Source organism: Variovorax guangxiensis (assembly GCF_003952165.1).
GTDB classification, from domain to species: domain Bacteria; phylum Pseudomonadota; class Gammaproteobacteria; order Burkholderiales; family Burkholderiaceae_C; genus Variovorax; species Variovorax guangxiensis.
On sequence record NZ_RXFT01000013.1, the window covers coordinates 70485 to 96777 of the forward strand.

At 67.7% G+C, this 26293-nt stretch carries 28 protein-coding genes and 1 pseudogene; 13 read left to right on the forward strand and 16 right to left on the reverse strand.

Going from position 1 to position 26293, the window contains the following annotated elements; genetic code table 11:
* The first annotated feature begins 136 nt into the window (after window positions 1–136).
* Window positions 137–1054 carry a LysR family transcriptional regulator gene (locus EJP67_RS25580; RefSeq protein ID WP_126024554.1) on the forward strand — a complete coding sequence of 306 codons (918 nt, stop codon included), beginning with the start codon at window positions 137–139 and terminating at the stop codon, window positions 1052–1054.
* A gap of 79 nt (window positions 1055–1133) precedes the next feature.
* Here the strand turns inward: EJP67_RS25580 and EJP67_RS25585 are convergent, their stop codons facing one another.
* The 4 genes from EJP67_RS25585 to EJP67_RS25600 all read right to left on the reverse strand — a co-directional run bounded on the left by EJP67_RS25585 (window position 1134) and on the right by EJP67_RS25600 (window position 5460).
* Window positions 1134–2069, reverse strand: coding sequence for an electron transfer flavoprotein subunit alpha/FixB family protein (locus EJP67_RS25585; RefSeq protein WP_126024555.1), 936 nt, complete (start codon window positions 2067–2069; stop codon window positions 1134–1136).
* Between the two features lie 2 nt (window positions 2070–2071).
* Window positions 2072–2821, reverse strand: coding sequence for an electron transfer flavoprotein subunit beta/FixA family protein (locus tag EJP67_RS25590; protein ID WP_126024556.1), 750 nt, complete (start codon window positions 2819–2821; stop codon window positions 2072–2074).
* A gap of 84 nt (window positions 2822–2905) precedes the next feature.
* Complete coding sequence (locus tag EJP67_RS25595) at window positions 2906–3913, reverse strand: Bug family tripartite tricarboxylate transporter substrate binding protein (RefSeq protein ID WP_126024557.1); 1008 nt, start codon at window positions 3911–3913, stop codon at window positions 2906–2908.
* A gap of 116 nt (window positions 3914–4029) precedes the next feature.
* The gene (locus EJP67_RS25600; RefSeq protein WP_126024558.1) at window positions 4030–5460 is read right to left on the reverse strand and encodes an FAD-binding oxidoreductase; all 1431 of its coding nucleotides are present in this window, start codon (window positions 5458–5460) and stop codon (window positions 4030–4032) included.
* Between the two features lie 191 nt (window positions 5461–5651).
* Between EJP67_RS25600 and EJP67_RS25605 the strand changes: the two genes are divergently transcribed.
* On the forward strand, window positions 5652–6548 hold the full coding sequence (locus EJP67_RS25605) for a LysR family transcriptional regulator (RefSeq protein ID WP_126024559.1): 897 nt from the start codon (window positions 5652–5654) through the stop codon (window positions 6546–6548).
* Window positions 6549–6620: 72 nt separating this feature from the next.
* Here the strand turns inward: EJP67_RS25605 and EJP67_RS25610 are convergent, their stop codons facing one another.
* From EJP67_RS25610 to EJP67_RS25635, 6 genes are all read right to left on the reverse strand, one after another.
* Window positions 6621–7613 (reverse strand): zinc-binding dehydrogenase, encoded by a 993-nt coding sequence (locus EJP67_RS25610; protein ID WP_126024560.1) that lies wholly within the window; start codon window positions 7611–7613, stop codon window positions 6621–6623.
* Between the two features lie 41 nt (window positions 7614–7654).
* Window positions 7655–8233: an amino acid synthesis family protein gene (locus EJP67_RS25615; protein WP_126024561.1), complete on the reverse strand. Its 579-nt coding sequence runs from the start codon at window positions 8231–8233 to the stop codon at window positions 7655–7657.
* 7 nt (window positions 8234–8240) lie between these two features.
* Entirely contained in the window at window positions 8241–9209 is a 969-nt protein-coding gene (locus tag EJP67_RS25620) for a Bug family tripartite tricarboxylate transporter substrate binding protein (protein ID WP_126024562.1), read from the reverse strand.
* A 149-nt stretch (window positions 9210–9358) separates the two neighbouring features.
* Window positions 9359–10222, reverse strand: coding sequence for a fumarylacetoacetate hydrolase family protein (locus EJP67_RS25625; RefSeq protein ID WP_126024563.1), 864 nt, complete (start codon window positions 10220–10222; stop codon window positions 9359–9361).
* Between the two features lie 53 nt (window positions 10223–10275).
* Window positions 10276–10827: a VOC family protein gene (locus EJP67_RS25630; protein WP_126024564.1), complete on the reverse strand. Its 552-nt coding sequence runs from the start codon at window positions 10825–10827 to the stop codon at window positions 10276–10278.
* Window positions 10828–10887: 60 nt separating this feature from the next.
* Complete coding sequence (locus EJP67_RS25635; protein ID WP_126024565.1) at window positions 10888–11604, reverse strand: GntR family transcriptional regulator; 717 nt, start codon at window positions 11602–11604, stop codon at window positions 10888–10890.
* A 38-nt stretch (window positions 11605–11642) separates the two neighbouring features.
* Between EJP67_RS25635 and EJP67_RS25640 the strand changes: the two genes are divergently transcribed.
* On the forward strand, window positions 11643–12239 hold the full coding sequence (locus EJP67_RS25640; RefSeq protein WP_126024566.1) for an NADPH-dependent FMN reductase: 597 nt from the start codon (window positions 11643–11645) through the stop codon (window positions 12237–12239).
* A 56-nt stretch (window positions 12240–12295) separates the two neighbouring features.
* Window positions 12296–13942: a phospholipase D family protein gene (locus EJP67_RS25645; RefSeq protein ID WP_126024567.1), complete on the forward strand. Its 1647-nt coding sequence runs from the start codon at window positions 12296–12298 to the stop codon at window positions 13940–13942.
* Here the strand turns inward: EJP67_RS25645 and EJP67_RS25650 are convergent.
* Window positions 13939–14358, reverse strand: coding sequence for a low affinity iron permease family protein (locus EJP67_RS25650; RefSeq protein WP_126024568.1), 420 nt, complete (start codon window positions 14356–14358; stop codon window positions 13939–13941). The genes EJP67_RS25645 and EJP67_RS25650 overlap by 4 nt on opposite strands.
* Window positions 14359–14673: 315 nt before the next feature.
* Here EJP67_RS25650 and EJP67_RS33835 point away from each other — a divergent pair, with 315 nt between their 5' ends.
* The 5 genes from EJP67_RS33835 (at window position 14674) to EJP67_RS25670 (ending at window position 17145) form a co-directional block, all read left to right on the forward strand.
* Window positions 14674–14892: a hypothetical protein gene (locus tag EJP67_RS33835; protein ID WP_206169559.1), complete on the forward strand. Its 219-nt coding sequence runs from the start codon at window positions 14674–14676 to the stop codon at window positions 14890–14892.
* 293 nt (window positions 14893–15185) lie between these two features.
* The gene (locus tag EJP67_RS25655; protein ID WP_126024569.1) at window positions 15186–15521 is read left to right on the forward strand and encodes a hypothetical protein; all 336 of its coding nucleotides are present in this window, start codon (window positions 15186–15188) and stop codon (window positions 15519–15521) included.
* 53 nt (window positions 15522–15574) lie between these two features.
* Window positions 15575–16012 carry an Hsp20/alpha crystallin family protein gene (locus EJP67_RS25660; RefSeq protein WP_126024570.1) on the forward strand — a complete coding sequence of 146 codons (438 nt, stop codon included), beginning with the start codon at window positions 15575–15577 and terminating at the stop codon, window positions 16010–16012.
* Between the two features lie 19 nt (window positions 16013–16031).
* A complete protein-coding gene (locus tag EJP67_RS25665) occupies window positions 16032–16442 on the forward strand; it encodes an Hsp20/alpha crystallin family protein (RefSeq protein ID WP_206169560.1) in 411 nt (136 codons plus the stop codon).
* 214 nt (window positions 16443–16656) lie between these two features.
* Entirely contained in the window at window positions 16657–17145 is a 489-nt protein-coding gene (locus tag EJP67_RS25670; protein ID WP_126024572.1) for a ferritin-like domain-containing protein, read from the forward strand.
* 69 nt (window positions 17146–17214) lie between these two features.
* Here the strand turns inward: EJP67_RS25670 and EJP67_RS25675 are convergent, their stop codons facing one another.
* The 4 genes and pseudogenes from EJP67_RS25675 to EJP67_RS25690 all read right to left on the reverse strand — a co-directional run bounded on the left by EJP67_RS25675 (window position 17215) and on the right by EJP67_RS25690 (window position 20760).
* A complete protein-coding gene (locus EJP67_RS25675) occupies window positions 17215–19023 on the reverse strand; it encodes a thiamine pyrophosphate-requiring protein (protein WP_126024573.1) in 1809 nt (602 codons plus the stop codon).
* A gap of 13 nt (window positions 19024–19036) precedes the next feature.
* The gene (gene budC, locus EJP67_RS25680) at window positions 19037–19801 is read right to left on the reverse strand and encodes a meso-2,3-butanediol dehydrogenase (RefSeq protein WP_126024574.1); all 765 of its coding nucleotides are present in this window, start codon (window positions 19799–19801) and stop codon (window positions 19037–19039) included.
* Window positions 19802–19986: 185 nt separating this feature from the next.
* On the reverse strand, window positions 19987–20385 hold the full coding sequence (locus tag EJP67_RS25685; RefSeq protein WP_126024575.1) for a VOC family protein: 399 nt from the start codon (window positions 20383–20385) through the stop codon (window positions 19987–19989).
* Between the two features lie 36 nt (window positions 20386–20421).
* Window positions 20422–20760, reverse strand: a pseudogene (locus EJP67_RS25690) (PRC-barrel domain-containing protein).
* A 284-nt stretch (window positions 20761–21044) separates the two neighbouring features.
* On the opposite strand from EJP67_RS25690, the gene EJP67_RS25695 reads away from it, so the two are divergent.
* The 4 genes from EJP67_RS25695 to EJP67_RS25710 are packed head-to-tail and all read left to right on the forward strand — an operon-like array spanning window position 21045 to window position 24137.
* Window positions 21045–22058 carry an acyl-CoA dehydrogenase family protein gene (locus EJP67_RS25695; RefSeq protein WP_126024576.1) on the forward strand — a complete coding sequence of 338 codons (1014 nt, stop codon included), beginning with the start codon at window positions 21045–21047 and terminating at the stop codon, window positions 22056–22058.
* The gene (locus tag EJP67_RS25700) at window positions 22046–22804 is read left to right on the forward strand and encodes a PIG-L deacetylase family protein (RefSeq protein ID WP_126024577.1); all 759 of its coding nucleotides are present in this window, start codon (window positions 22046–22048) and stop codon (window positions 22802–22804) included. The genes EJP67_RS25695 and EJP67_RS25700 overlap by 13 nt, the downstream gene beginning before the upstream one ends.
* The gene (locus EJP67_RS25705) at window positions 22801–23406 is read left to right on the forward strand and encodes a class I SAM-dependent DNA methyltransferase (protein ID WP_126024578.1); all 606 of its coding nucleotides are present in this window, start codon (window positions 22801–22803) and stop codon (window positions 23404–23406) included. Before EJP67_RS25700 ends, EJP67_RS25705 begins: the two co-directional genes overlap by 4 nt.
* Window positions 23403–24137, forward strand: coding sequence for a glycosyltransferase family 2 protein (locus EJP67_RS25710; RefSeq protein WP_126024579.1), 735 nt, complete (start codon window positions 23403–23405; stop codon window positions 24135–24137). Before EJP67_RS25705 ends, EJP67_RS25710 begins: the two co-directional genes overlap by 4 nt.
* 38 nt (window positions 24138–24175) lie before the next feature.
* On the opposite strand, the gene EJP67_RS25715 is transcribed toward EJP67_RS25710, so the two are convergent.
* Window positions 24176–26125, reverse strand: a complete 1950-nt coding sequence (locus EJP67_RS25715) for a PAS domain-containing hybrid sensor histidine kinase/response regulator (protein ID WP_126024580.1) — start codon at window positions 26123–26125, stop codon at window positions 24176–24178.
* Window positions 26126–26293: the final 168 nt, after the last annotated feature.

Here is a 26293-nt window from a genome sequence, read left to right on the forward strand (position 1 = left end):
GGTTGTCTCCTGGGGCCGGCCTCTCGTGAAGAAGAGCAGGCGACCGTGTTGATGGCGGGTGAGTTTGCGCAAGACATCCCCCACCAACAAGCAATCGATTCGGGGCAATGATCAAGCAGCGCTTGATAATCGCGGGATGGCCCTCACCCGCTACACCCTGCGCCAGCTCGAAGCCTTCGTTTCCGTCGCCGAGCAGCGCAGCTTCGCGGCTGCTGCGCAGCGCATGGGCCTGACGGCGCAGGCGGTCAGCCAGCTGGTGGCGGAGCTGGAGGCGGTGCTGGGCTTCCAGTTGTTCGAACGCACTACCCGGCGCGTTGGACTGTCCAGTGCGGGACAGTACTTTCTGGGCTCGGCCGAGACGGTGCTGCGCCATGTGCAGGCGGCCGACAGTGCGGCAGCGGACGTGCGCAATCGCGCCGCAGGCATCGTGCGCGTGGGTGCGCCGCAGGTGCTGGCGGGCACGGCCATGCCGGCCGCTATCCGCGCCTATCAAGCCGGGCGGCCGCGCGTGGTGGTGCGGGTGAAGGACCTGCCGGTCGACCTGCTGGTGGACGCCGTGGTGGCCGGCGACGTCGATCTGGCCGTGGGTCCCGATCGACCCACGGGCGAAGGCGTTCAGCGTGTGCCGATGTTCAACAGCCGCTGGGTGCTGTGGTGCGCGCCCACGCACCCGCTGGCGCGCCGCAAAAAGCTTCGCTGGACCGACCTGCGAGGCCACGCCCTCGTGGCGGCGGGACGCGACCACGAGCGAAGCGTCGCCCAGATGCACGTGGATGCGCCGCAGGATGCCCGCGTCGAGCCGGTCGACGTGGTGGACAACGTCTCCACGGCACTGGGCATCGCGGCCCAGGGGCTGGCTGCCACGCTCGCGCCCGCCTACGTGGCCGTGACGGCCCGGCCGCTCGGCCTGGTCATGCGCCGTGTCGTGGACCCGGAGACGGTTCGCGAGGTCTGCCTCTACAGGCCGACTGTGCGAACCCTCTCCCCGGCGGCGGAAGGCTTTGCGGAGCATCTCTCGCAATGGCTGCCGGGATGGCCGATGCAGGACGAGTGAAGCGTGCCCGGCCGCGCTGCGTTGTCGGCATTCGCTTGTTGGCCCTCGAGGAACGTCCGTCCGTGGATCCCGTCGGCCGTCAGGACAGTTCGTTTAGCAATTCCGGCACGGCCGTGAACAGGTCGGCCACCAGGCCGTAGTCGGCCACCGAGAAGATCGGCGCTTCCTCGTCCTTGTTGATCGCCACGATCACCTTCGAGTCCTTCATGCCGGCCAAGTGCTGGATCGCGCCCGAGATGCCCGCTGCGATGTACAGCTGCGGCGCGACGATCTTGCCCGTCTGGCCCACCTGCCAGTCGTTCGGCGCGTAGCCCGCGTCCACCGCCGCGCGGCTGGCGCCGAGGCCGGCGTTCAGCTTGTCGGCCAGGGGTGCCATCACCTCGGTGAACTTCTCGGCGCTGCCGAGGGCACGTCCGCCCGAGACGATGATCTTGGCGGCCGTCAGTTCTGGGCGCTCGCTCTTCGTGACTTCGCGGCCCACGAAGCTGCTCTTGCCGCTGTCTGCCACGCCTGCTGCCGATTCGACGGCGGCGCTGCCACCGGTGGCTGCTGCGGCGTCGAAGCCTGTCGTGCGAACCGTGATCACCTTGGTCGCGTCGCTGCTCTGCACGGTGGCGATGGCGTTGCCGGCGTAGATCGGACGCTCGAAGGTGTCTGCGCTCACCACGGCGGTGATGTCGCTGATCTGCGCCACGTCCAGCTTGGCGGCCACGCGCGGAGCGACGTTCTTGCCGTTGGCGGTCGAGGGGAACAGGATGTGGCTGTAGCTGCCGGCGATCGCGAGCACCTGGGCTGCGACGTTCTCGGCGAGGTTTTCAGCGAGGCTCGGGCTGTCGGCGGCGATGACCTTCGAAACGCCTGCGATCTGTGCCGCTGCCTTGGCGGCTTCGGCGGCATTGGCGCCAGCCACGAGCACGTGGACGTCGCCGCCGCAGGCCAGTGCTGCGGTCACGGTGTTGAGGGTGGCCGGCTTGATGCTGGCGTGGTCGTGTTCGGCAATAACAAGTGCGGTCATGTTCAGATCACCTTCGCTTCGTTCTTCAGTTTCTCGACCAGGGTGGCGACGTCCGGCACCTTGATGCCAGCGCCACGCTTCGGCGGCTCCGCGACCTTCAGGGTCTTCAGGCGCGGCTTCACGTCCACGCCCAGGTCTTCCGGCTTGACCGTGTCGAGCTGCTTCTTCTTGGCCTTCATGATGTTCGGCAGCGTCACGTAGCGCGGCTCGTTCAGGCGCAGGTCGGTGGTGATGACCGCGGGCAGCGTCAGCGCCACGGTCTCCAGGCCGCCGTCGACTTCGCGGGTCACGGTAGCCTTGTCGCCTGCGACCTCGACCTTCGAAGCAAAAGTGGCCTGGGGCAGGTCCGCCAGTGCAGCCAGCATCTGGCCGGTCTGGTTGGCGTCGTCGTCGATGGCCTGCTTGCCGAGGATGATGAGCTGGGGCTGTTCCTTGTCGACCAAGGCCTTCAGCAGCTTGGCGACGGCCAGGGGCTGCAGTTCTTCGGCGGTTTCCACCAGGATGCCGCGGTCGGCGCCGATGGCCATGGCGGTGCGCAGGGTTTCCTGGCTCTTGGCGTCGCCGCAGGAGACGGCGATGACTTCGGTGACCACGCCCTTTTCCTTCAGCCGAACCGCTTCTTCAACGGCGATCTCGTCGAAGGGGTTCATGCTCATCTTGACGTTGGCAATGTCCACTCCGGTGCCGTCGCTCTTCACGCGCACCTTCACGTTGTAATCGACGACCCGTTTGACTGCGACCAGAATCTTCACGTGACCTCTCCAATGAAAAAGAAAAATGGCGCGCACACACGCACGGTTGGCGCGGCATGCGCGGCGATCCATGCCATGCGTGGCTCAGGAATCGGCGGTGAAACCGATGGTGCGCACCACTTGTCCCCAGCGCTCGTGATCCTCGCGCAGGCGCGACGCCAGTTCTGCCGGCGTCGAGGACGCGGCCTCCAGGCCGAACCCGGCCAGCCCGCTGACCACGTCCTGGCTGGCCAGTGCGGGCTTCAGTGCGGCGTGGAGGCGGGTGACGACGGCGGCTTCCGCGCCGGGCGGCAGGAAGATGCCGAACCACTCGGAGAAGACCATGTCCTTCAGTCCCTGTTCCCTGAGCGTGGCCACGGTCGGCGTGAACTTCGTGCGCGTCGAGCCGCTGGTGGCGAGGATGCGGCACTTGCCTGTGGCCAGATGCGGCAGGAAGTCGCCCACGGGGCCGGAGACGGCGGGGATCTGGCCGCCGATCATGTCGAGGATCGCGGGCTGCGTACCGCGGTAGGCGATATGCCGCATGTCCACGTTCGCCGACCGGCCCAGCAGCACGCCGATGAAATGGGGCACCGATCCGGCTGCCGGCGAACCGAAGGCCGCACGAGTCTGGTCCTGCTTCGCCCAGGCCAGGAATTGCGGCACCGTCTTGACGCTGTCCGGCACGCTCGGGCCGACGGCGAAGCCGAAGTCGAAGGTGCAGGCCAGGGACACTGGCGTGACGTCCTTGAGACCGTCGTACCTGAGTTGCTTGTAGATGTGCGGGTAGATGCCGAGCATCGACATGGGGGTCTGCAGGATCCAGCTGCCGTCGGCCGCCAGGCCTTTCAGGGCCTGGATCGCGATCTGCCCGCCGGCACCCGTGCGGTTCTCGACCACCACCGATTTCGCATAGTCACCGGTCAGGCGGACGGCCAGCCGCCGGCACACGGCGTCGGAAGTGCCGCCTGCGGCGAAGCCCGTGATGATGCGGGCCAAGTCCATCGAGGAACCTTGCGCCGAGGCTGGCATGGCGATGCCGAGGCCGGCGCCCAGGCCGAGAAGCCCGGCACCGGAGCCGGCGACCGTGCGGATGAAATTGCGTCGTTTCATGGTTTGTCTCCAGAGTGATGTGTCGAAGTCCGGCGCGGCTGCGCCGATGAGGGAAGAATCGATGTCGCGCGCAGGTCCCTCCGCCTTGCTGGCTGCGTGCTGGAAGCGCCTGCGGGCTAGTCTTCGGCCGGTGTGCTCGATTCGAAGATGCGGCCCGCGTTGAGAATGCCCTTCGGGTCGAGCAGGCCCTTGAGCTGGCGCATCAGCTGCAACTCCGCGCTGCTGCGGCTGTGGTGCAAAAAGGGCCGCTTCACCACGCCGATGCCGTGCTCGGCCGAGATGCTTCCGTGGAAGCGGCCCACCGCGGCATACACCGCGGCTTCGGCATCGACGAGCGCCTGCTCCGATTCGAAGGGCCCGCTGATCAGGTGCAGGTTTCCGTCGCCGAGGTGGCCGAAGAAGAGGTGCGACTGCGTCGGGAACGACGCCTCCAGCCGGGTGCGCAGGTCCTGCACCAGCGCGTCCATGCGCTCGATGGGCACACTGACGTCGAAGGCTGCGCAAGGCTTGCACTGCGAGAGCAGTTCGCTGACGCCTTCGCGGATCGCCCAGAGCTGCTCGGCCTGGGCCTGCGACTGCGCGATGACCGCGTCCTGCACCAGTCCCTCGGAGAGGGCGTGCTCGAGCATGTGCTCGAAGGCAGCCTCGCCCTGTTCCCTGGAGCCTGCAAACGATTCGATCAGGACGTAGAGCGGTGCCGGCTCGGCGAAAGGCGGCGCGGCGTGGATGGCCGCGGTGCCGGCATCGAAGAAATCGCGCCACATCAGTTCGAAGGCGGCCAGCCCGGGCAACCTGGCCTTGGCCGCACGAAGCAGGGCCAGCGCGGCCTGGAAGTCGTCGACGGCGCACAGCGCCGTGCCGGTCCAGCCGGGACGGGGCGCCAGGGCCAGCGACAGCCGCGTGACCACGCCCAGCGTGCCTTCGGAGCCGATGAAGAGTTGCTTGAGGTCGTAGCCCGCGTTGTTCTTGATGACGCGGTCCAGCATCGTCAGCAGCGTGCCGTCGGGCAGGGCCACTTCCAGGCCGAGGATCAGGTTCCTCATCATGCCGAACCGGAGAACCCGATTGCCGCCGGCGTTGGTGGCCGCATTGCCGCCCAGTTGGCAGCTGCCGCGCGCACCCAGGTCCAGAGGGAAATCGAGCGCATGCGCTTCGGCGGCTTCCTTCAGGGCCTGCAAGGTCACGCCGGCCTGGACGATGGCGGTGCCGCCCGCGGCATCGAGCAGCTCGATGCGGTCGAGGCGCGCCATCGACATCACCAGTTCGCCCTTCTGCACATTGGCACCGCCGGCCAGGCCGGTGAGTCCGCCCTGGACGACGACGGGAGCCCCGTGGAGATGGCAGATGCGCAGCACCGTTGCCACATCTTCGGGCGTGCGTGGCAGCACCATGCCGACAGGCTCGTGGCTCGGCGTGCCGCTCCAGTCCTCGCGATGGCGGTCGAGCAACTGCTCGCCGGCCAGGACGGTGTTCGCGCCGAGCGCGTCTGCGAGTGCCTGGAGCACGGGGCTGAAAGTGCCGGGCGGAAGGGAGGAAAGCTGGTTCATGGACTGTGCGGGCGAAGGCAGGCTGCAAGATGACTGCGCCGCGCGTGTACCCGTTGTGTTGTCTCCGGTGGGTTACCCGCAGTGCGGCGCGGCGCGAATTCTGGGCGTTCGGGGCCGGTCCCGGAACGACGTTTTCTTCTCGATTCGTTAGATCGACTGGATAATCGGAACAGCACCCTCGCACCCGCTCCATGCATTTCACGCTTCGCCAGATGCAGGCCTTCGTGGCAGTCGCCAGCACCGGCAGCTTCAGCCGCGCATCGGAGTACCTGTGCCTGTCTTCATCGGCCGTCAGCCAGCTCGTGATCGAACTCGAGGCCGTGCTGGGCTACAAGCTCTTCGAGCGGAGCACGCGCAAGGTGACCCTGTCGCCTGCGGGCAGCACGCTGATCCCGTCGGCGCAGGCGCTGCTGCGGCAGCTCGAGTCGACCAAGCTGGTGGCATCGGACATCCGCGACCAGGCGGCCGGCCTCGTGCGCATCGCGGCGCCATTGGTGATCGCCAGCACGCTGCTGCCGAGAATGCTCGTTCCGTTCCGCCAGCTTCGGCCGAAGACCACCGTCCGGGTGATCGACTGCCCGGTGGAAGAACTGGTCGGCAAGGTCGCCACGCGGCAGGTCGACCTTGCGATAGGGCCCGACCGCCCGACCGGTCCCGATGTGCAGCGCATCCCGCTGTATCCGAGCCCTTGGGTGATCTGGTGTGCGCCGACGCATCGGCTGGCGAAGTTCCGCACCATTCGCTGGAAGGACCTGCCGCGATTCGAGTTGGTCACTGCCGGCCGCGACCATGAGATTCATCTGGCGACCATGACGCGCCACATGTCCGAGAACGAGAAGCTGCCGGCGCCGCAGGTGGTCGACAACATCACCACCGCACTGGGACTGGCCGCGAGCGGCCTTTACTACACGCTGTCGCCGGACTACGTCGAGCCGCTGGCGCTTTCGCTCGGGCTGGTGATGCGCAGGATCGAAGACCCCGTGCTCACTCGCGAGGTGTCGCTGTTCTGCCCTGCGGACCGGGCGCTCTCGCCGGCGGCCAATGCCTTTGCGGAGCACCTGGAAGCCGCTCTTCGGCCAGCGGGATGAAGTAGCGGCCTTCGATGGCGGGCGTGCATCGAAGGCCCCTGGCGCAGCGCTTCGGGCCTGCTCGCGACGCGCTCAGGGCTTCAGAACGATCTTGCCCAGCGTAGCGCCCACGTCCAGGAGCTCATGCACCTTGCGGGCCTCGCCGAGGCGATAGATGCTCGTGGGCGGCGCCTTCACCGCACCCTGGCGCATCAGCTCGATGGCCTTGACCATGAGGCCGCGGCGCTGCTCTCGATCCGCATCGAAGGTGTGGATCGAGAAGGTTCGAACGGCCAGGCTCTTGGTCAGCAGGGCCCGCAGTTCCTGGAACACATCGTTGGAGGGAGGACCCCCGGCGATGTTGTAGGAGACTGCGGTTCCCATCGGCGCAAGCGAGCGAATGCAGGCCACCAGAAGGCGGTCGCCGACGTGGTCGAAGGCCAGGTCGACGCCCCGGCCATCGGTCGCCTCCATCACGCGCTGGGGAAGGCCTTCGGGATCGGGGTCGACCAGGATGCTGACGCCATGCTTGAGCGCATGCGCCTGCTTGGCGGGCGTCGAGGCCGTGCCGATGACAGTGATTCCGTGGAAGGCCGCGAGCTGGGTGAGAGCCGTGGCCACGCCGCCGGCAGCGCCGGGCACGAGAATGGCGCGCAGAGGCTGAACGGCCGGCACGCCGAGCAGCAGGGCCTGTGCCAACTGCACGTTGCCCAGGCTGCAGGCGTCGGCGTCCGGGATCTCGTCGGGCAGCAGGAACGGCGCTTCGGCGGGAACGCTGATGTATTCCGCGTAGCAACCCCCGCGTTCGGGCAGCTCGCGCGAGCTCACGAGCACGCGGCGGCCGAGCAGGCTCGATGCCACGCCTTCCCCCACGGCCTCGATCACGCCGACCATCTCGTTGCCCGGAATGGCGGGAAGCGGAGGCATCCACTTGTAGATGCCCTTGCGAATGAGGACATCGGGTCCGCCCGCGCCGATCGCCGATGCCTTGACGCGCACCTGCCCCGGCCCGCAGGCCGGAATCGCGAGTTCCACCGCCTCCAGCGCATCGGGGCCGCCGGGTGTGCGGACCTGGATCGCTCTCATCGTTTCAGCCATTGCTCGTTCGCTCCTGTCCGTCCAAGGGTTCAGCGTTGCCCGTCATGGACGGAAACCTGCTCGGTCGTCAGTCCGCCGAGGCGCGAATGCACGCGCCCGCCGGTGCCCATGACCAGCGCGAACAGGATCTCGTTGGGCCGCGGCGCGTCCTGGATGCCGATCTCCATGCTGTTGAAGTGGCTGCGCACGTAGCAGGCATGGATGTAGTGCAGCGGCACCATCAGGCGATAGCCCGTGGCGGCCACGGCCTTGGCGGCCGGCACGATCGCCTTGGGCTCGTTGAGCACGGCGCGCATGGCCCAGCCGCCTGCTTCGTGCCAGACCGCGCCATGCTCCATCTCGCCATTCACGCCGACGATGGCGGCCTTGCTGTAGACCTCGACCTTGTCCCTGCCCAGCGTGTCCACCAGTTCCGTCGCCAGCAGGGTGCCGAGCGAGCGCAACTCGGCCATGAAGGGCATCAGGTCGGGCTCGTATCGACCGGCGTAGGGGTTCTGGATGACGGCGCAGCTGGCCGCGAGTCTGAGCGGCGTGTCGACCACCGGGCCGCCTTCATGGAAGACGGTCTCGACGGTCAGGCTGCGCTTGCGGATCTGGATCAGGGACATGGGGACCTCACTGTTTGGGGATATGGGCTTCGTTCACCACCGTCGTCCACTTGCGCAGCTCGTTCTGGACCAGCTGCCGCATTTCTTCGGGAGTGCTGCCGCGCGCTTCGCCGCCGATGTCTTCGAGGCGAGCGCGCACTTGAGCGGATTCCAGCGACTTCTGCACGGCGGCGTTGAGTTGTTCGATGATGGGGCGGGGTGTGCCGGCAGGCGCCATCAGGCCCGCCCAGGACGTGACTTCATAGCCGGCGACGCCTTGCTCCTGCACCGTGGGCAGTTGCGGCATCTGGGACCAGCGGCGCGGGCCGGTGGTGGCCAGTGCGCGCAGCTTGCCCGCCTTGAGGTTGCCCATGACGGCCGTCGGCGGCGAAATGATGAAGGGTACCTCTCCCGAGAGGATCGCGGTGATCGACGCCGCATCGCCGCGGTACGGCACATGGAGCATGGGCACGCCCGCGGTCTTGACCAGCAGCTCGCCCGCCAGGTGGTGCGTGCTGCCGATGCCTGCCGTGCCGTAGGAGATGTTGCCGCCGGGCGCGCGCGCCGCTTTCAGCAGATCCTGCAGCGAGGCATAGGGCGAGTCGGCACGCACCACGATCAGGAAGGGGAAGAAGGTGATCGTGGAGATCATCTCGAAGTCCGAGACGGTCTGGTAGCTCAGCTTGCTGTAGAGCGCGCCGGCCACTGCATGGCCGCCGGTGGCCAGCAGCAGGGTGTAGCCGTCGGGCTTGGCGCGGGCCACCGCGGCCGAGGCGATCGTGCCGCCGGCGCCCGTCTGCGCCTCCACCACCATGGGCTGGCCCAGGGTCTTCGTCATTTCGTTGCCCACCACACGAGCGATGGTGTCCGCGTTGCCGCCTGCGGCGAAGCCCTGCAGGATGCGTACGGGCCGGTCGGGATAGCCCTGGGCCCGCGCGATCGAAGGGATGGTGCAGGCCAGGCTCAGGCCTGCGGCGAGAAAGTCTCTGCGCTGCATGATGTTGTCTCCGTCGTTTTGAATGAGGGTCCGCCTGCAAGGCGGAGGGCAGGCGCCGGCCCTGGAGGCGTGCCGGTGCCAACGCCGGCGGGATCAGCTCCGCAGGCGGCAGGGGAGGCGCCGACCGCGTCGGCGCGCAGCAGGGGTACTCAGGCCTGCTGGACGATCGGGTTGCGCAGCACGCCGATGCCCTCGATCTCGACTTCGCACACGTCGCCCGGCTTCATGTACTGCGGCGGCTTCTTGCTCCAGCCCACGCCGGCGGGCGTGCCGGTGATGATCACGTCGCCCGGGCTGAGCGTGAAGATGGTGGAGGCATAGTTGATGAGCCTGGGCACGCTGAAGATCATGTGCCCCGTGTGGCTGGACTGCACCACCTGGCCGTTCAGCCGCGTCTCGAGCTTGAGCTCGCGGCCCGGCGCGATCTCGTCGGCCGTCACCATCCAGGGACCGAAGCCGCCGGTCGACTCGAAGTTCTTGCCCGAGGCGATCTGCTTGGCGTGGAACTGCCATTCGCGCACGCTGCCGTCGTTGTAGCAGGAGTAGCCGGCGATGTGGTCGTATGCATCGGCTTCCGCGATGTTGCGGCCGCCCTTGCCGATGATGACGGCGAGTTCGCCTTCCCAGTCGAGCGAGTCGGACACGTTCGGCCGCACGATGGGCTGGTTGTGGGCCGTCTGGGAGCGCCACACGCGCAGGAAGATGGGCGGCTCTGCCGACAACTCGCGCTGCATGCCCGCGGCCAGGACCTCCTGGTGGTGATCCATGTAGTTGCGCACCGCGCAGACGATCTTCTCGGGGCGCGTGATCACCGGCAGGTAGGTGATGTCCGCCAGCTTGGCGACCGCCGGCAGGCCTTCCACATGTTGCGCGGCGTGCAGGTAGTCGCCGGATGCGATGTAGTCGAGCAGCGTGGGCTGGTGCGGGCGGGACTGGGCGAGTTCGACGACGCCGTCGCCGACGACGGCGCCCCAGGTTTCGCGACCTTGGTGCAGGAAAGAAAGCAGCTTCATGGAATCTCCGTGGAATGGGAAGGGTGGATGCGGTTATTGAACGGCGCCGGCGCTCATGGCGCGGCAGGTGAACGGGCCTGGAACTGGGCCTGCCACTGCTCCAGCGGCATGAAGGTCGGGTCGCTGCGGCAGATGGCCTCGGTCTCGCGCATCAGGGTCTCGTCGTCCTTGCTCAGGTCCAGCGGATCGCCGTGCGGCTGCGACACGTAGAACGGCATGTCCACGTAGATCTCGACCGTGTTGCCTTCGGGGTCCTTCAGGTAGATCGATAGCGCGTTGCCGTGGTTGAGGCCGCGCAGGTCCGTGGCCCCGCGTTCCAGGGCCCGCTGCGAGACGTCGCGCAGGTGCTGGATGCTGGGCACCACGAAGGAGATCTGCATCACCGTGCTGAAGGTCGCATCCGCCGGGCGGCCGGAGGCGAGCACCAGCTGATGGTGTTGATCGGGGCTCGCGCTGGTGAAGACCAGCTGGTTCTTGAAAGTCCTTCCCACGCCACGGTCGGTGACGGTCAGCTCGAAGGTCTCTGTGTAGAAGGCGACCATCTTCTCCAGGTCGGTCACGAAGATGCCGAAATGGGAAGGCGTGGGTCTGAGGACCTTGAGCATGCTGTCTTGTCTCCGACGAAAGCGGTGTTGTTATGGAAAACGGGGCGATCCGGGGAAGGGTCAGGGGACCGGCGGCACCCCGTCCTTGAGGATGGCCTCGACGTTGCGCAGCGTGCCGAGCATGTGCTCCTCCAGCAATGCGCACGCGGTATCGGCATCGCGCTTGAGCGCTGCATCGAGGATGCGGCGGTGCTCGTTGGTCTTGCGCTTGAGCGTCTTGCGAAAGCGTCCGCTGAATCGGCGGTACCTTTCGGCCTGGTCGAACAGGCTCTCGCTCCAGCGAAGCTGGCGCTGCGATGCGCAGGCCGCCAGCAAGGAAAGGTGAAAGCCGCGGTGCAGATCGGCCCAGGTGTCGTCCAGGATCACGGGACCGTCGGACAGACGCGACTCCACCAGTTCCAGCCGGTGAAAGGCCGCGACCACATTGCCTTCCCATGCGTCGTCGCCGCGCTGGATCGAATCGCGCAGCGCCTGCACGTCGAGCATCAACCGCATGTGCGTGATGTCGGCCATGTCGGCCGCCGACAGGAGCGCCACGCGGAACCCGCGCCGCTCGTCGGCGGTGACCAGCCCTTCCTGCGACAGCCGGCTGAGGGCCTCGCGCAGCGGGCTGCTGGAGAACCCATAGGCGTTCTGCAGATCGTCGACCTTGAGCTTGGTGCCGGCCGCGAAGGTGCCGCTGAGCACGTCATGCCGCAGCCGCGCCAAGGCCTGGTCGACCAAGGTGGGTTCTCGCTGGGCTGTCTGCATTTTCTGCATGGATTGTATTTTGTGCATAAAATTGGTTTTGTCAATATTTTGTTGGGATCCTGATGATGACTGCTTCCCGTTTGGATGTCGTTCCTTCCGCTGTTCGCCTTCTCGGCATTTCCGGCAGCCTGCGCCGGGGCTCGTACAGCACCATGCTGTTGCGCCACCTCGCGGCGCGGCTGCCCGCCGAAGTGACGCTGCAGGTGGTCACCCTTGAGGAAGTGCCTCTGTACGACGCCGATCTGGACGGCGCAAACCCGCCGGCAGGCGTGGCCGCACTGAAGGCCGCCATCGCAGAGGCCGACGGCCTGGTGCTGTGCTCGCCCGAATACAACTACGGCATCCCGGGCGTGCTCAAGAACGCCATCGACTGGGCTTCGCGTCCGGCTTTTGCTTCGCCGTTGAAGGGCAAGCCGGCACTGGTCGTCACGTCGTCGCCCGGGGCGCTCGGCGGCGTGCGGGCGCAGGCGCAGGTCAGGGACGCGCTGGCCGCCACCCTGGCCCGGCCCCTGTCGCGACCGCACGTGGCCATTCCCGTCATCGGCTCGCGCTTTCGCGACGGCGAACTCGTGGATGCCACCGCCTTGGAGATGCTGGACGGCGCCGTGGCCGACCTTCTTCAGGAAGTGCGGTTGATACGCGCCGCGACGGAAGCGGCGTGACGAGCCCCTCGCGACAAAGCTCGCCTGGAACTGCCTTCACTCGATCGTTCATCTTCATGAAGAAGACCTGCTGGACGCCACTGTTGATCGCCGCGCTGCTGATGCTGCTCCTCCAGGGCTGTGCGTCGTTGCCGCCACCTTCGCAGAGTCGGCAGGCCGATACATCCATCGCGGCCAGTACCGGCACCGCGCTTGGCCGCATCGCAGCGCAGAGCGTTCCTGCAGGAGAGTCGTCGGCCTTTCGACCGCTGCCCTTGAGCGCCTACTCGATGGATGCACGGCTGGCCTTGGCACGCCACGCCCAAAGCTCGCTGGACCTGCAGTACTACCTCCTGCAGAACGACGTCACGGGGCACGCGCTGCTGCAGGCCGTCAAGGATGCGGCGCTTCGCGGCGTGAGGGTGCGCCTGCTGGTGGACGACATGTACACGGCCGACAGCGACGGCATGTTGCTCGCGCTGGCGGCATATCCCAATGTGCAGGTTCGCCTGTTCAACCCGTTCCCGGCAGGGAGGTCCTTCGCATTGACGCGCTGGGGGTTCTCATTGCTCGACTTCTCGCGCGTGAACCATCGGATGCACAACAAGATGTTCATCGCCGACGGTGCCTTCGCGGTCGCGGGCGGGCGCAACATCGCGAACGAATATTTCTTTCACGACAAGGAAGGAAATTTCCTCGACTTCGATCTGCTGCTCGCGGGAGCCGCGGTGCCGAAAATGCAGGCCGTCTTCGACACCTACTGGAACAGCCCGCACGTCTATCCGCTCCATGAGATCGAAGTCAGCCAGGAGACGCCGCAAGCCCTGCGGGATTCCTTCGACAAGCTGGTGGCCGACGGCGAAGCGGCTTACCCAACGCCGCCGCCGGACTCGCCCGACCTGCTCGGCTACAGGCCACTGTCGGGCGACCTCTCGAGGCCCATGCCGCTCAAGATGCTGTATGGGCATGTCGACGTGTTTGCCGACAACCCCGAGAAGGTGGGCGGCCGTGCCGAGCAGGGCGACGACGTGAGCACCGTCACTTCGCAGGTGATCGAGGCGATGCGTGCCGCCCGGTCGGAGATCGCGCTGTCCACTCCCTATTTCATTCCTGGGCAACGAGGTCTCGCGCTGTTTGGAGAACTGCGCCGGGCAGGGCGGCGCATTTCGCTTCTGACCAATTCGCTCTCGTCGAACGACGAACCGTTCGCGAGCGCAGCCTACGCCAGATACCGTGTCCCGATGCTCAAGCTGGGGGTGGAGATCGACGAAGTCGACGCGAGCCAGCTCAAGCAGCTTGCGATGCGCACCACAGGCGTGCCTAACGATGAGGACGGCTCGGGCGATGCCAAGGCGGCATCCGGAATCACGGCCTCGTCGCTGAAGAATGCGGTGGGACGTTCGCATGCCAAGCTGCTGGTGATCGACCGTCGCAGGAGCTTTGTCGGTTCCATGAACATGGATCTGCGCTCCTCGCGCCTGAACACCGAGCTCGGCCTGATCATCGATTCGCCAGCACTTGCCAAGGACATATTCGGGCTGATCGACGGGGCGCGCGCATCGGGTACCTATCACCTGCGCCTGCTGGAACCAGGCGATCGGCTGCAGTGGATCAGCACCGGGAGCGGCACCGAAGAAATCCACGACCATGAGCCTGAAGTGGGACTGGGAACGCGCCTGCAGCTGCTGTTTTTCTTTCCATTCGTCAGCGAAGGTCTGCTCTAGTCTCCTGCGGGGGGCTCGTGCCCGCGCCTGCGGCGTTCGGCCCGCGTCTGCTCGAGCGCGGCATGACCTTTCCTGGCCGCTGCTTCGCATCTTTCATGCAGAGCCGTCAGTTCCTGGTCGGTGAGCTTCTCGATCCCCATGAATTCGTTCTGCGCGTCGGAGGAGCGAATGAGTTCGTCGAGCTTGGTCTGCAGCGCCACGCCGTCGCGGTTCTGGGTGTTCTGGATCAGGAACACCATGAGGAAGGTCACGATGGTCGTGCCGGTATTGATGAGGAGTTGCCACGTTTCCGAGTACCCGAAGAACGGTCCGGCGATGGCCCATGCAATCACCACAGCCACACAGGCCAGGAAGGTGAGGGGGCTGCCCGCGATATGGGCGATCCGGTTGGCGAAGCGGGCGAAGATGTGGTCCATGGGGTGAAACTCTCCTGCGGCGGAGAGCGAGATTGGCCGGTGCCGCGGTGCCCGAACGTCGGCCATTGCCGCAAGAAGCCTGCAGGAAAGATCCGGAAATGCGTCAGCGCCGGCCGGACGAGTCGATGTCGATCTCGCCGCTGCACGCGACGCTCGCTCATGCGCTCTCCGGTGTGCGGAGAGCTTCTCTGTCATGGGGAGGTAGAGCGTCGCCATTCACCCAGTGGCGCCGTGGGCTGAACTTGAGCGTCGTTGTGGCGGAACCTATTCTTTTGCGCCAATCACCGAGCTGAAAGCTATCGATCTGCCGGAAGGATGGACACGCTTGCTGGAGCTGCAGCAGGCACCCGACGGCCCGTTTCCGGAAAGGCCGAATTGCGCCAGGGGCGCCGTACTCGGTGCGTGCTCGTCCTGACGCAGTGCCCCACACGGGAAGCCGCGCTGGATCTCTTCCAGTTGCGCGCGCAGAGCTATATCGGCGGATTGATCGCGACGCGAGCCGAGACCAGTGAAGAACACCCGGCGCAGCCTTGACAGTCCTTGCACGCGTGCGGGCACGCGCTTGGTGTCGGAACTGTCCGACAGCGGCGAGTCGCAGTCGTGTCGTAAATTTCGGCTTCCTGCGGTCTCCCTCGCAGGCTTGCTGTAAACCTCAGCCCGGCCCTGCGGCCGGGCTTTTTTTCTTCGGCTTCATGAAGGCCCTGCGATGCCTTTCATGTGCACGCCGCGCGGGTTCGGGGTGCCGAAGATTTCCCTCTTGAAATTCGCGGCACGTCGCCTATCTTCACCTCCGTCGGAAATTGGTCGACCGAAAAGGAGGTATCGAAATGACCATGAACTTGCTCAAGCAAATCGCCGGCTCTCGCCTGCCTGTCACGTTCTACCGCACGGAGGACATCGATCAGGTCAGGGTGTTGCGCGCCGCCGGGCTCGTCGTCGCCCTGGTGCCATCGCCTTCGGATCCGCTGTCCCTGTCCGGTTCCGCCCTGGCCGCGCAAGTGCTGGCCGTCACCCAGAAGGGGCGCGAGGAACTGGCGAAATTCAACTATCCGGAATCACGACCTCCGCGCTGGCGAAACCGTTTGCCGCGCATCACCGCACGGCTTCGCCCCTATGCGAACGGCTCCTCGCAGCCGACCCGTGCGCATCACCTGCCCCAGTAAGGGCTGCGGCCCATTCCAGGTTTTGTCCGTTCCAGTTTTTTGGAGGTTCAGCCATGTACCGGTCTTTCTTTCCCCGCGACATGCTCGCGGAAATGGATCGCCTGCAGCGGGACATGCAGCAGGCGTTCGATCTGGCCCCCACCATCCGGGGCTTCGGCAGCAACGGTTTTCCGGCGCTGAACGTCGGCACGACCGCGCAGGCGGTGGAAATCTATGCCTTTGCGCCCGGCGTCGACCCGGCCACGCTGGAGGTCCACCTCGAGCGCGGCCTGCTGACGATCGCCGGGGAGCGCAGGAGCGTTCTGCCTGAGGCGGGCGCGAAGGCTGCGGTGCACATCAACGAGCGCTTCGAGGGAGCGTTCCGCCGCATGCTCACGCTGCCCGACGATGCGGATCCCGAAGCGGTCGACGCCAAGCTGCGCGACGGCGTGCTGCGCATCACCGTTCGCCGCCGCGCGTCGGCCCAGCCGCGCCGCATCGCCGTCCAGTGAACCCAAGGAGATGAACACCATGAGCAACGACATCCAGACCCGTTCTTCCGGTGCTCCGGACAGCACCGATTCCAGGCAGAAGGCGTCGCGCTATGGCAGCGCGGCACTCACGCCCCCGGTCGACGTGATCGAGGATGCGGCCGGTATCACCCTCTACGCCGACCTTCCGGGGGTCTCGCGCGAGAACCTGAACCTGCATGTGGAAGCGGAGACCCTGACCATCGAGGCGCAGTCGAGCCTCAGCGTGCCCGATGGTCTGAAGACCAGCCACACGGAGGTCGGGCTCGGGCGCTTCCAGCGCGTCTTCACGCTCAGCAAGGAACTGGACACCGAGAAGGTTTCCGCCGAGCTCGCGCAGGGCGTGCTGAAGCTGCGCATACCCAAGGCCGAGCACGCGAAGCCGAGGCGCATCGACGTCGAAGTGAGCTGAGCGGCGAGCCGGCACGCGGGACGGCTGCGCCGGCGGCTGTCCTGCGCCGGCTTGCACGCGGCGGGAAATGACTGACAGTGCCCCTGCGGGGTGGACGACACCGTCCCCGCGGCGCGTGCGCACCATGGACTGCAGCGGGCCATTCCGGTCCGTCGGTCGAATGCAGGCGCAAGCCGCCTGTTTCGGCCTTTGCCTCAACTTGAAGGAGCTTTCCATGCCTGACTACACAACCGCCGGCAACCCCGGCGCCACTGGATCCGATGAAGTGGTCGACGTACTCGACGACCTCCTGGAGAACGCGCGCGACGGCGAATACGGCTTCAAGGCCTGCGCCGACGAAGTCAACTCCACTCAGCTCAAGCAGGTCTTCCAGGACCGGGCTTCGCAGTGCGCCGCGGCTGCCTCGGAACTGGCGCAGCTGATCCGCCGGCTGGGCGGAAAGGTCGACGACGGCGGGACTGTGAGCGGCGCAATGCACCGCGGCTGGGTGCACGTGAAGGGGTCCCTCGGCGCCGACAGCGCACTGTCGATGCTGGAGGAGTGCGAGCGCGGCGAGGATGCCGCGGTGGCCCGCTACCGCAAGGCGCTGAAGGCGCCGATCCCGGCGGATGTGCGCTCCGTGGTGGAGCGTCAGGCCCAGGGGGCCCAGCGCAACCACGACCAGATCAAGGCCTTGCGCGACCAGTTGCGCGCCAAAGCGTGAAGGGGCCGCGAAGCCCGACGCATCTGAAAATACGTCCCGGCGACCGCCGCAGCGGTCGCCGGGCGCACATCAAGAGGAAGTCTTTTCCACCCGGCCAGCCTTGAAGCTCGCCCAGTATTCCCGTATTACCGCCTTCAGCGTGCGCATGCCCTCGGGGTCGCCCTGCCACAGCGCGGAGAAGTACGCCCGGGTCTGCGCCAGCGAGACGTCCGGCGGCAATGGCGGAACCGCCGCATCGGTCACCATCTCGAGCAGCACGGGCCTGTCGGCCGCGAAGGCCGCGTCCCATGCGTCGCCGATGGCTTCGGGCGTGTCCACGCGGATGCCTTCCAGTCCCAGCATCCGGGCGAAGCTCGCATAGGGAAAGTCGGGCAGCTCCTGCGATGCCTCGAACTTCGGATCGCCGCCCAGCACGCGCTGCTCCCAGCTCACGAGATTCAGGTCGCGATTGTTCAGCACCATCACCACGAGCCGCGGATCGATCCAGTCGCGCCACAGCCGCGCGATGGTGACGAGGCCGTTGATCCCGTTCATCTGCATTGCGCCGTCGCCCAGCAGGGCGACCACCGGCCGTTCGGGGTGAACGTGCTTCGACGCGATCGCGTACGGAATGGCAGGCCCCATGGTCGCCAGCCCGCCGGAGAGGCTGGCCTTCATGCCGCGGCGCAGCTTCACGTCGCGCGCATACCAGTTGGCGGCCGAGCCGCTGTCGCAGGTGATCACCGCGAAGTCGGGCAGGCGTGGCGAGAGTTCCCAGAACACCCGCTGCGGATTGACCGAAGACGCCGGCACATGGGCGCGCGCCTCGAGCACACGCCACCAGTGCGCGACCTGACTCTCAAGGGCTTCGCGCCACGAGGTGTCCTCCTTCTGAGCAAGCAGCGGCAGCAGGGCCGCCAGCGTGGCGCGACTGTCGCCCGCGAGGCCCAGCTCGACTGGATAGCGCAGGCCCAGCGCGCGTGCGTCGGTGTCGATCTGCACGCAGAGCGCCTGTCCCTCTTCAGGCAGGAACTCTGCATACGGAAAGGAAGAGCCCACGATCAGCAGCGTGTCGCACTCTTCCATCATCCACGAGCTGGGCCGCGTGCCGAGCACGCCGATGGCGCCCGTCACGAAGGAAAGATCGTCGGGCACCGCGGCCTTGCCGAGCAGTGCCTTGGCAATGCCCGCGCCCAGCCGTTCGGCCACAGCGATGAGTTCGTCGCCCGCATGCAGCGCACCCGCGCCGGCGAGGATCGCCACCTTGCGCCCGGCGTTCAGGATGTCCGCCGCGTACTGCAGCGCATCGGGCGGCGGCACCACCGACTGCGCCGTGGTGCCGATGCCGCTGTGCACCGTGCCGTGCTCGCGCGGCGGCACCGGCACGGCGGGAAGCTCCTGCACGTCGTTCGGGAAGATCACGCAGGTCACGGTGCGGCGGTCGCGCGCGATGCGCATCGCGCGGTCGATCAGGTGGCGCACCTGCTCGGCGCTGGTGGCCATCTGCACGAACTCGTGGGCCACGTCCTTGAAGAGCGAGACGAGGTCCACCTCCTGCTGGTAGTCGCCGCCCAGCGCGCTGCGCTTCTGCTGGCCGACCAGCGCCACCACCGGCTGGTGGTCGAGCTTCGCGTCGTAGAGGCCGTTGAGCAGGTGGATGGCGCCGGGCCCCGATGTCGCGAGACACACGCCCACCTCGCCCGAGAACTTGGCGTGCGCGCAGGCCATGAACGCGGCCAGCTCCTCGTGGCGGGCCTGCACGAACTCGATGGCGTCGCCCGCGCGGTCGAGCGCGCCCACGATGCCGTTGATGCCATCGCCCGGATAGCCGTAGATGCGGCGAACGCCCCATTCGTGCATGCGCTCGACGACGAAGTCGCCGACTGTCTTTGATGCCATGGCGTGCCGCTCCTCAGCCCATGTCGGGCTGGCCGTTGGAGGCCATCAGCCCGCCGTCCACCGGCATCGCGATGCCCGAGACGAAGCTCGCGTCGTCGCTCGCCAGGAAGGCGACCACGGCCGCGATCTCCGAAGGATCGGCGCCGCGCCCCAGCGGAATGCGTTCGGCGAACTTCGCCATCAGCGCGCTGTCGTCCTTCATGTCCTGCGTCATGGGCGTGAAGGTGAGGCTGGGGCACACCGCGTTCACGCGCACGCCGTCCTTGCCGTGGTCGAGCGCAAGGGCCTTGGTGAAGTTGACGATGGCGCCCTTAGACGCGTTGTAGAAGCCCATCGCCCAGTCGCCGCCCAAGCCCGAAACCGAGGCCGTGTTGACGATGCAGCCCTTGCTGCGCACCAGGTGCGGCATGGCCGCCCGGCAGCCGTGGAACACGCCGCCGGCGTTGACGGCCATGATCCTGTTCCAGTCTTCCAGCGGCGGCTGCGTGACCGTGCCTTCGACCGCGATGCCAGCATTGTTGAAAAGCACGTGCAGCGCGCCGAAGCGTTCGACCGTTGCGTCCACCAGCGCCTGCACCTGGCCGAAGCTGGAAACGTCGGCCACCTTCACCAGCGTGCGTTCTTCCGGCAGATCGCGCGCCACGCGCTGCAGCTTGGCGAGCGTGTCGCCCGCGAGCACCACGCTCGCGCCCTCCTGCGAAAAGCGGCGCGCCGTGGCTTCGCCGATGCCGCTGCCTGCGCCGGTCACGATGACGACGCGATCCTTGAAACGTTGCATATCGTCCTCTCGATCATCAGGGTCGGGTGGGTGAAGGAAACGCGCTTCCTGAATCTCCGAATCCTTCGGGAACGTTGACGATCACGCTGTGCGCGCCGCGTAGGAGATCGACGTGCGTGATTGGCAGTCCCGGTCTTCCGCGGCAACGGGGCGCAACAACCCTGTGCGTGTGGATGCGCGCGCAGCTAGGAGCCGTCCGTATGCACGAAGCAGAGCTTGTTTCCCTCTGGGTCGCGGCAGTAGGCTGCGTAGAAGTCCGGCGCGTAGCGCGCCCGCAGGCTGGGGGCGCCTTCATCGTGCCCGCCGTGGGCGAGGGCGGCTGCCCACATCGCGTCCACCGTGCCGCGTCGATCGGCCAGGAAGCTGACCTGCGTGCCGTTGCCGACGCCGGCTTCCAGGCCATCGAACGGGCGATTGATCACGAACTGCGGCCAGCGCCGCCCCGGCCGTCGCCAGTAGAGGCCGGCAGGTCCGATGTTCTCCAGTGCCACCACCCGCTCGAGCCCGAGGTGCGCAAGCACCTGGTCATAGAAGGCGCACATGAGGGGCAGGTTCCGGGCGCCGAGCTGGATGTGCGCGTACATGGGCTTTCAAGGACCTGCCGAGGGGGGCACCCGGACTCAGAGGCCGTAGTACTTGTTGATGCTCGCGGTGTAGCTTTCGTCGTAGTCGGGAATGCTGTTGTCCGCGTAGCGGGGCGCGCCTTCGAGCGTCTCCTTCTGAAGGGGAACCACGTAGCCTTCCTGTGCGGTGTCGTACTTCAGCATGCTCCAGGGGATGGGATAGCGATCCTTGCCCATGCCGAGGAAGCCGCCGAACTCGAGCACGGCGTAACGCACCTACCCCGAGAGCTTGTCGATCATGAGGTCGTCGATGCTGCCGAGCTTTTCGCCCGCGGCGTTGTAGACGGTGGTTCCTTCCACCCGGTCGGACGAGATGACGTTTGTGACCATGGCCATGACTTTCTCCTTGCCGACGCATCTGGGAGACGCCGACGCTCGCTTCAAAGCCCAGGCCACTGGTCTCCCTCCGATCGGCGGCGCGTCTCATCGGGAATGCTCGGGTCGGGGTGTAGGACTACTTGCCCACGATGGCCCACGATGCTCCGGCAGCCCGGCCCTCGCGGTTCCTCCTACAGGTGCGAGCGCAGCCCACCGACGAACCGCGAGGCGCGGCCTGCCTAATTTCGCACCAACGAAGTCCTTTCTGATCTTTCCCTTCCTTCGCTTCATTTCATATTTCCATGTACGACCAGCCCTCCGACGACGACTTGCGGCACCTGCAGCTTCGGCACGGCAGCCGCCTGGCGCTCAGGCACCTTGTCGAGGCAGGGCTCGACGTGCTGCCCATGCCGGGCGCCGGCCAGACACTCGCGCGCTGGCGCGTGCTGGCGGAAGTGGCGGCCCACGATCTCTCGCTGGTCAAGCTCTTCGAAGGCCATACGGATGCGCTCGCGATCCAGGCCGAACTCGGTGGTGGGCTGTCCGCATCCGAAGGAGCGCGATGGGCGACCTGGTGTGCCGAGCCGCCGGATGCCCGGGTGATCGCCGAGGAGGAAAGAGGCACGGCCATCCGGTTGAGCGGCATCAAGGCCTGGTGCTCCGGCGCCGCCAGCGTCACGCACGCGGTCGTGAGCTGCTGGAACCGCGACGGCGAGCCCTGCCTTGCCGCCGTCGCCATGGACCAGCCCGGGGTTCGCGTCACGGACGAGGGATGGCACGCGGTCGGCATGGCGGACAGCGCCAGCGTGGACGTCCGCTTCGACCAGGCGGCGGCCACTGCGATCGGCCGCCCCGGCGACTACACGCGGCGCCCCGGCTTCTGGCAGGGCGGTGCGGGCATCGCCGCGTGCTGGTTCGGCGGCGCCCTGGGCATCGCCCGGGCGGCTCGCGGGCTCATGGGCAAGGCGCCGGACCCGCACCGGCTCGCGCATCTAGGCGCCATCGACGCGGCATTGACGCCCGCGGCCGCGCTGCTGCGCGAGGCGGCCGCGTGGATCGACCGGCATCCGCGCGACGACGCCAGGCAGGTCGCCCTGCGCGCCCGCCTTGCCGTGGAGCAGGCCGCCAACGAGGTCATGCGCCATGCGGGCAGGGCGCTGGGCGCGGGCCCGCTGTGCCGCGACCGGGCCTTCGCCCGGGCGATGGCCGACCTGCCGGTGTTTCTTCGCCAGAGCCACGCCGAACGCGATCTCGCCGCCCTGGGCATGCTCGCCGCGCAAGACGTCGGAAAGGAGCCTTCTTCATGGATGCTGTAGCCCGTCCCGCCATCCGCGGAGAAGGCACGGCCGAGGCCGAATGGAACGGCTGGCCGGTTCTGGCCGCGTTGCCCCGCATCGATGCGCGCACGCTGGTTCCGCGAAACGCGCGCGCGGTGGTGGTGGCTCCGCATCCCGACGACGAAGTGCTCTCGGTGGGCGGGCTGCTTGCACAACTGGCGGATGCCGGCGCGCGGATCGAAGTCATCGCGGTGACCGACGGCGCGGCAAGCCACGGCGGCTCGACGGAGTGGCCTGTCGAGCGGCTGGCGAAGGAGCGCCCGCTCGAATCCCGGCTCGCGCTCGAGCGCCTTGGGCTGCCTGTCGAACCCGTGCGGCTGGGCCTGCCCGATGGCGGCCTGGCGGCCGTACGCGGCACGCTGGCTGCACGGCTCGTATCGCTGCTGCGGCCGCGCGACGTGGTGTTCACGACCTGGCGCCGCGACGGCCATCCCGATCACGAAGCCACGGGCCAGGCCTGCGCGCTCGCCTGCGCTGCTGCCGGTGCGAGGCTGGCGGAGGTGCCCGTCTGGGGTTGGCACTGGTCGCACCCCGGCGACACGCGCATGCCCTGGCGGCACGCGGTCCGCATCGACCTGGACGAAGAAGCCATGAGGCGCAAGCGCGCCGCGGTGCAGGCATTCACGAGCCAGCTGCGGCGCGATGCATCCACCGGCGCCGGCCCCGTGCTGCGCGCCACCACCGTCGCGCGGGCGCGGCGTCCCTACGAGGTGGTGTTCCTGTGAGCGGCGGGCGCAGGTCTTACTTCGACGCGCTCTATGCAGGCAGCGAGGACCCCTACGCAGTGCGCCATCGCTGGTACGAGATCCGCAAGCGCGCGGTGCTGCTGGCCGCGTTGCCCCGGCCCCGGTATGGGCGTGCCTACGAGCCCGGCTGCGGCACCGGTGAACTCACGCAGGCGCTGTCGCAGCGCTGCGACCACGTGCTGGCGAGCGACTTCTCGCCGCATGCGCTGGAGATTGCCCGCAGGCGCACCGGTTCGCTCGCCAACGTACGCCTGGAGCGGCACGCCTTGCCCGCGGAGTGGCCGCGCGATGCAGGCGGCTTCGACCTGATCGTCCTGAGCGAGCTGGGCTACTTCCTCGAGCGCGACGAAATGCGGCGCGTGGCCGGATGCTGCGGCGAATCGCTCGACGCGGACGGCACGCTGGTCGCCTGCGACTGGCGCGCGGATTTCGCGCAGCGCAGTCTGTCCACGCACGAAGTGCATGCGGCGCTTTCTGCGCTCGGCCTGCCGCGCCTCGTGTTCCATGAGGAAGACGACTTCGTGCTGCAGGTGTGGGCACGCGATGGCCGCTCGGTGGCCGAACGGGAGGGCATCCGGTGATCGGCGTCGTCATTCCCGCGCACAACGAAGGCGAACGCATCGGCGCGTCGCTGGCATCGGTCCTGCGCGCGGCGGCCCATCCTGGGTTGGCTGGCGAGCCGGTGGAGGTTCTCGTCGTGCTCGACAGTTGCAGCGACGCGACCGCAGCCGTGGCCGAGCGTCACGGCGTTGCGCGCATCGCCATCGAGGCCCGCAACGTGGGCCTCGCCCGCGCTACCGGCGCCGGGCTCTTCGTCGATGCCGGAGCCCGCTGGCTCGCGTTCACCGACGCCGATACCGAGGTCTCGCCGGACTGGCTGGTCAGGCAGCTGGCCGAGAACGCCGACGCGGTCTGCGGCTCGGTCGGCGTCGACGACTGGAGCGCGCACGGAACAGACGGCCACCTGCTGCAGGAGCACTTCTCGCGCGCTTACGTCGATGCCGACGGACACAGGCACGTGCACGGCGCCAACCTCGGCGTTTCGGCCGATGCCTATCGCCGTGCGGGCGGCTTCGAGCCACTGGCTTGCGGCGAGGACGTGATGCTGGTGCGGGCCCTGCAGGCCAGCGGTGCCCGCATCGCCTGGAGCGCGCAGCCGCGGGTGACGACCAGCGCCAGGACCGATGCGCGGGCACGCGGCGGCTTCGGCGACGCGTTGCTTGCGATGGTCGGGAATCTCGCCGGCGCGGTGAATGCGCGGGAGGGTTCTCGAAGTCCTCCCGCGATGCAGGAGGCCCCGGGTCAGGCTTGACGCCGGTGATCCGCGCCCGGCTGGCGCGTGCGCAAGTTTCAGACGCTCAGGTGCGCCGCCGGCCGCAGCAGGTGCATGAGGATGTCGGCCAGCCGATCGACGTCCACCGGCTTGGTCAGGTGGCTGTGGAAGCCGGCCTCGTAGCTGGTCTCGCGGTCGCTGGCCTGTCCATAGCCCGTCACGGCGATCGCCGTGGGCGGATCGACCAGCTCGGCGCGCAGCCGCCGAACCACGGCGTGGCCGTCGAGGTCGGGCATGCCGATGTCGATCAGCATCACGTCGGGCCGCAGTTCCTTCGCCGCCTCGACGGCGGCGAGTCCGCCGTGGACCACCTTGGTCGCGTAGCCGAGGGCCTCCACCAGCAGGGAGAGCGTTTCGGCCGCGTCCTTGTTGTCGTCGACCACCAGCACCAGCCTGTCTCCGGCCGACCGGGGCGTACCGCTGCCCGGCTCGGGCGGCGGCGATGCGGGCAGCTGCACCAGGAACTCGCTGCCTTCGCCAGGCCGTCCGCTGGAGAACACGCTCACGCGGCCGCCATGCAGCGACACCAGCTGCTGCACCAGGCTCAGGCCAAGGCCGAGCCCGCCGCTGCTGTGCGAGGCGTCCTGCTCGCCCTGCACGAAGAGATCGAAGATCCTCTGCAGGTCCTGCGGATGCACGCCCACGCCGCTGTCGCGAACGGCGATCTCCGCCTCGGGCAGGCCGGTGGCGGCATCGACCGCGCCGAGGCCCACCGCGACGCTCACCTGTCCGCCCACGGGCGTGAACTTGCAGGCGTTGTGCAGCAGGTTGCTCACCACCTGCACGATGCGCGCCCGGTCTCCGGTGATCCAGGGGTCCGCGGCGTCGACCCGCACGTCGAACTGCTGGTCCTTCTGCGCGGCCAGCACCCGCACCGCGTCGGCCGCGTCCTGCACCGCTTCGCGCAGCCGCACGGGCTTGGCCTCGAGCTGGATCTTTCCGCTGGTGATGCGGCCGACATCGAGCAGGTCGTCGATCAGCCGCGTCATCTGCTTGAGCTGGCGATCGATGATGTCGCGGGTGCTGCGCAGCACCCGCGACTCGCTCTGTTCGCGCTTGAGCAACTCCACCGCGTTGGAGATCGGCGCGAGCGGGTTGCGCAGCTCGTGCCCGAGCATGGCCAGGAACGTGGTCATGCGCCGGCCCTCGTCCTCCAGCGCCGTGATGCGGCGCCGCTCGGTGAGGTCGCGCGTGACCTTGGCGAAGCCCTTGTGGCGGCCCGCCCGGTCGTAGACCGCGGTGATGACCACGCTGGCCCAGAAGCGGCTGCCGTCCTTGCGCACCCGCCAGCCTTCGTCCTCGAAGCGCCCGTCGCGCAGCGCGTTGCGGAGCTCTTCCGCCGGCCAGCCGCGCGCCGCGACTTCCGGCGGGTAGAACTTCGAGAAATGCTGGCCGATGATCTCCTCGGCGGCGTAGCCTTTCGTCTGTTGCGCGCCGAGGTTCCAGCTCGCCACGTGGCCGTCGGGGTCGAGCATGAAGATCGCGTAGTCCTTCACGCCCTCGACCATGAGGCGGAAGCGTTCCTCGCTCGCGCGCAGAAGCTCCTCCTGCTGGCGCCGCTCGGTGAAGTCGCGCGTGATCTGTGCGAAGCCGCGCAGCGCGCCGTTCGCATCGTCGAGCCGCGTGAGGGTGGTTTCCGCCCAGAAGCGGGTGGCGTCATGGCGCACGAGCCAGCCTTCGCCGTGCGCCCGGCCGTTCTCGCGCGCCAGCTGCAGATCCCTGGCGGGCAAGCCCGTCTCGAGCGCCTCGGGCGGATGGAAGCGCGAGAAGTGCTGCCCCACGGCGCCACCGCGTTCGCAGCCGCACAGCACCTGGGCCGCCGGATTGCAGTCGACGATCACGCCGTCCGGATCGAGCAGGAAGACTGCGTGGTCCCGGAGCGCTTCCACCATCAGGCGGAAATCGGCGTCGGCCAGCGTCAGGGGCGAGAGCGCCGCGGGCGAGCGAGGTGGCGGATCAGCGGCCATGGGGTCTGGCCTCTGCGGCGGTTCTGCCGGGTGTCACGGGAGTCTTGTGGGGCATGACGGAAAAATGTAGCAAAGCGGGCGTGGCGCGCTTGTCGGGGTTTTTCCCGCGCTGCTGTGGCACATGCAAGAAGAGGCGAATCGGCAACGGTCGGGTTGACTCGCCGCAAG

Excerpts from the sequence above, each read along its gene's own strand:
- EJP67_RS25580 (WP_126024554.1), top strand. The coding sequence starts at position 137 with ATGGCCCTCACCCGCTACACCCTGCGCCAGCTCGAAGCCTTCGTTTCC.
- EJP67_RS25585 (WP_126024555.1), bottom strand. The coding sequence starts at position 2,069 with ATGACCGCACTTGTTATTGCCGAACACGACCACGCCAGCATCAAGCCG.
- EJP67_RS25595 (WP_126024557.1), bottom strand. The coding sequence starts at position 3,913 with ATGAAACGACGCAATTTCATCCGCACGGTCGCCGGCTCCGGTGCCGGG.
- EJP67_RS25600 (WP_126024558.1), bottom strand. The coding sequence starts at position 5,460 with ATGAACCAGCTTTCCTCCCTTCCGCCCGGCACTTTCAGCCCCGTGCTC.
- EJP67_RS25605 (WP_126024559.1), top strand. The coding sequence starts at position 5,652 with ATGCATTTCACGCTTCGCCAGATGCAGGCCTTCGTGGCAGTCGCCAGC.
- EJP67_RS25610 (WP_126024560.1), bottom strand. The coding sequence starts at position 7,613 with ATGAGAGCGATCCAGGTCCGCACACCCGGCGGCCCCGATGCGCTGGAG.
- EJP67_RS25615 (WP_126024561.1), bottom strand. The coding sequence starts at position 8,233 with ATGTCCCTGATCCAGATCCGCAAGCGCAGCCTGACCGTCGAGACCGTC.
- EJP67_RS25620 (WP_126024562.1), bottom strand. The coding sequence starts at position 9,209 with ATGCAGCGCAGAGACTTTCTCGCCGCAGGCCTGAGCCTGGCCTGCACC.
- EJP67_RS25625 (WP_126024563.1), bottom strand. The coding sequence starts at position 10,222 with ATGAAGCTGCTTTCTTTCCTGCACCAAGGTCGCGAAACCTGGGGCGCC.
- EJP67_RS25630 (WP_126024564.1), bottom strand. The coding sequence starts at position 10,827 with ATGCTCAAGGTCCTCAGACCCACGCCTTCCCATTTCGGCATCTTCGTG.
- EJP67_RS25635 (WP_126024565.1), bottom strand. The coding sequence starts at position 11,604 with ATGCACAAAATACAATCCATGCAGAAAATGCAGACAGCCCAGCGAGAA.
- EJP67_RS25640 (WP_126024566.1), top strand. The coding sequence starts at position 11,643 with ATGACTGCTTCCCGTTTGGATGTCGTTCCTTCCGCTGTTCGCCTTCTC.
- EJP67_RS25645 (WP_126024567.1), top strand. The coding sequence starts at position 12,296 with ATGAAGAAGACCTGCTGGACGCCACTGTTGATCGCCGCGCTGCTGATG.
- EJP67_RS25650 (WP_126024568.1), bottom strand. The coding sequence starts at position 14,358 with ATGGACCACATCTTCGCCCGCTTCGCCAACCGGATCGCCCATATCGCG.
- EJP67_RS33835 (WP_206169559.1), top strand. The coding sequence starts at position 14,674 with ATGGACACGCTTGCTGGAGCTGCAGCAGGCACCCGACGGCCCGTTTCC.
- EJP67_RS25655 (WP_126024569.1), top strand. The coding sequence starts at position 15,186 with ATGACCATGAACTTGCTCAAGCAAATCGCCGGCTCTCGCCTGCCTGTC.
- EJP67_RS25660 (WP_126024570.1), top strand. The coding sequence starts at position 15,575 with ATGTACCGGTCTTTCTTTCCCCGCGACATGCTCGCGGAAATGGATCGC.
- EJP67_RS25665 (WP_206169560.1), top strand. The coding sequence starts at position 16,032 with ATGAGCAACGACATCCAGACCCGTTCTTCCGGTGCTCCGGACAGCACC.
- EJP67_RS25670 (WP_126024572.1), top strand. The coding sequence starts at position 16,657 with ATGCCTGACTACACAACCGCCGGCAACCCCGGCGCCACTGGATCCGAT.
- EJP67_RS25675 (WP_126024573.1), bottom strand. The coding sequence starts at position 19,023 with ATGGCATCAAAGACAGTCGGCGACTTCGTCGTCGAGCGCATGCACGAA.
- budC (WP_126024574.1), bottom strand. The coding sequence starts at position 19,801 with ATGCAACGTTTCAAGGATCGCGTCGTCATCGTGACCGGCGCAGGCAGC.
- EJP67_RS25685 (WP_126024575.1), bottom strand. The coding sequence starts at position 20,385 with ATGTACGCGCACATCCAGCTCGGCGCCCGGAACCTGCCCCTCATGTGC.
- EJP67_RS25695 (WP_126024576.1), top strand. The coding sequence starts at position 21,045 with ATGTACGACCAGCCCTCCGACGACGACTTGCGGCACCTGCAGCTTCGG.
- EJP67_RS25700 (WP_126024577.1), top strand. The coding sequence starts at position 22,046 with ATGGATGCTGTAGCCCGTCCCGCCATCCGCGGAGAAGGCACGGCCGAG.
- EJP67_RS25715 (WP_126024580.1), bottom strand. The coding sequence starts at position 26,125 with ATGGCCGCTGATCCGCCACCTCGCTCGCCCGCGGCGCTCTCGCCCCTG.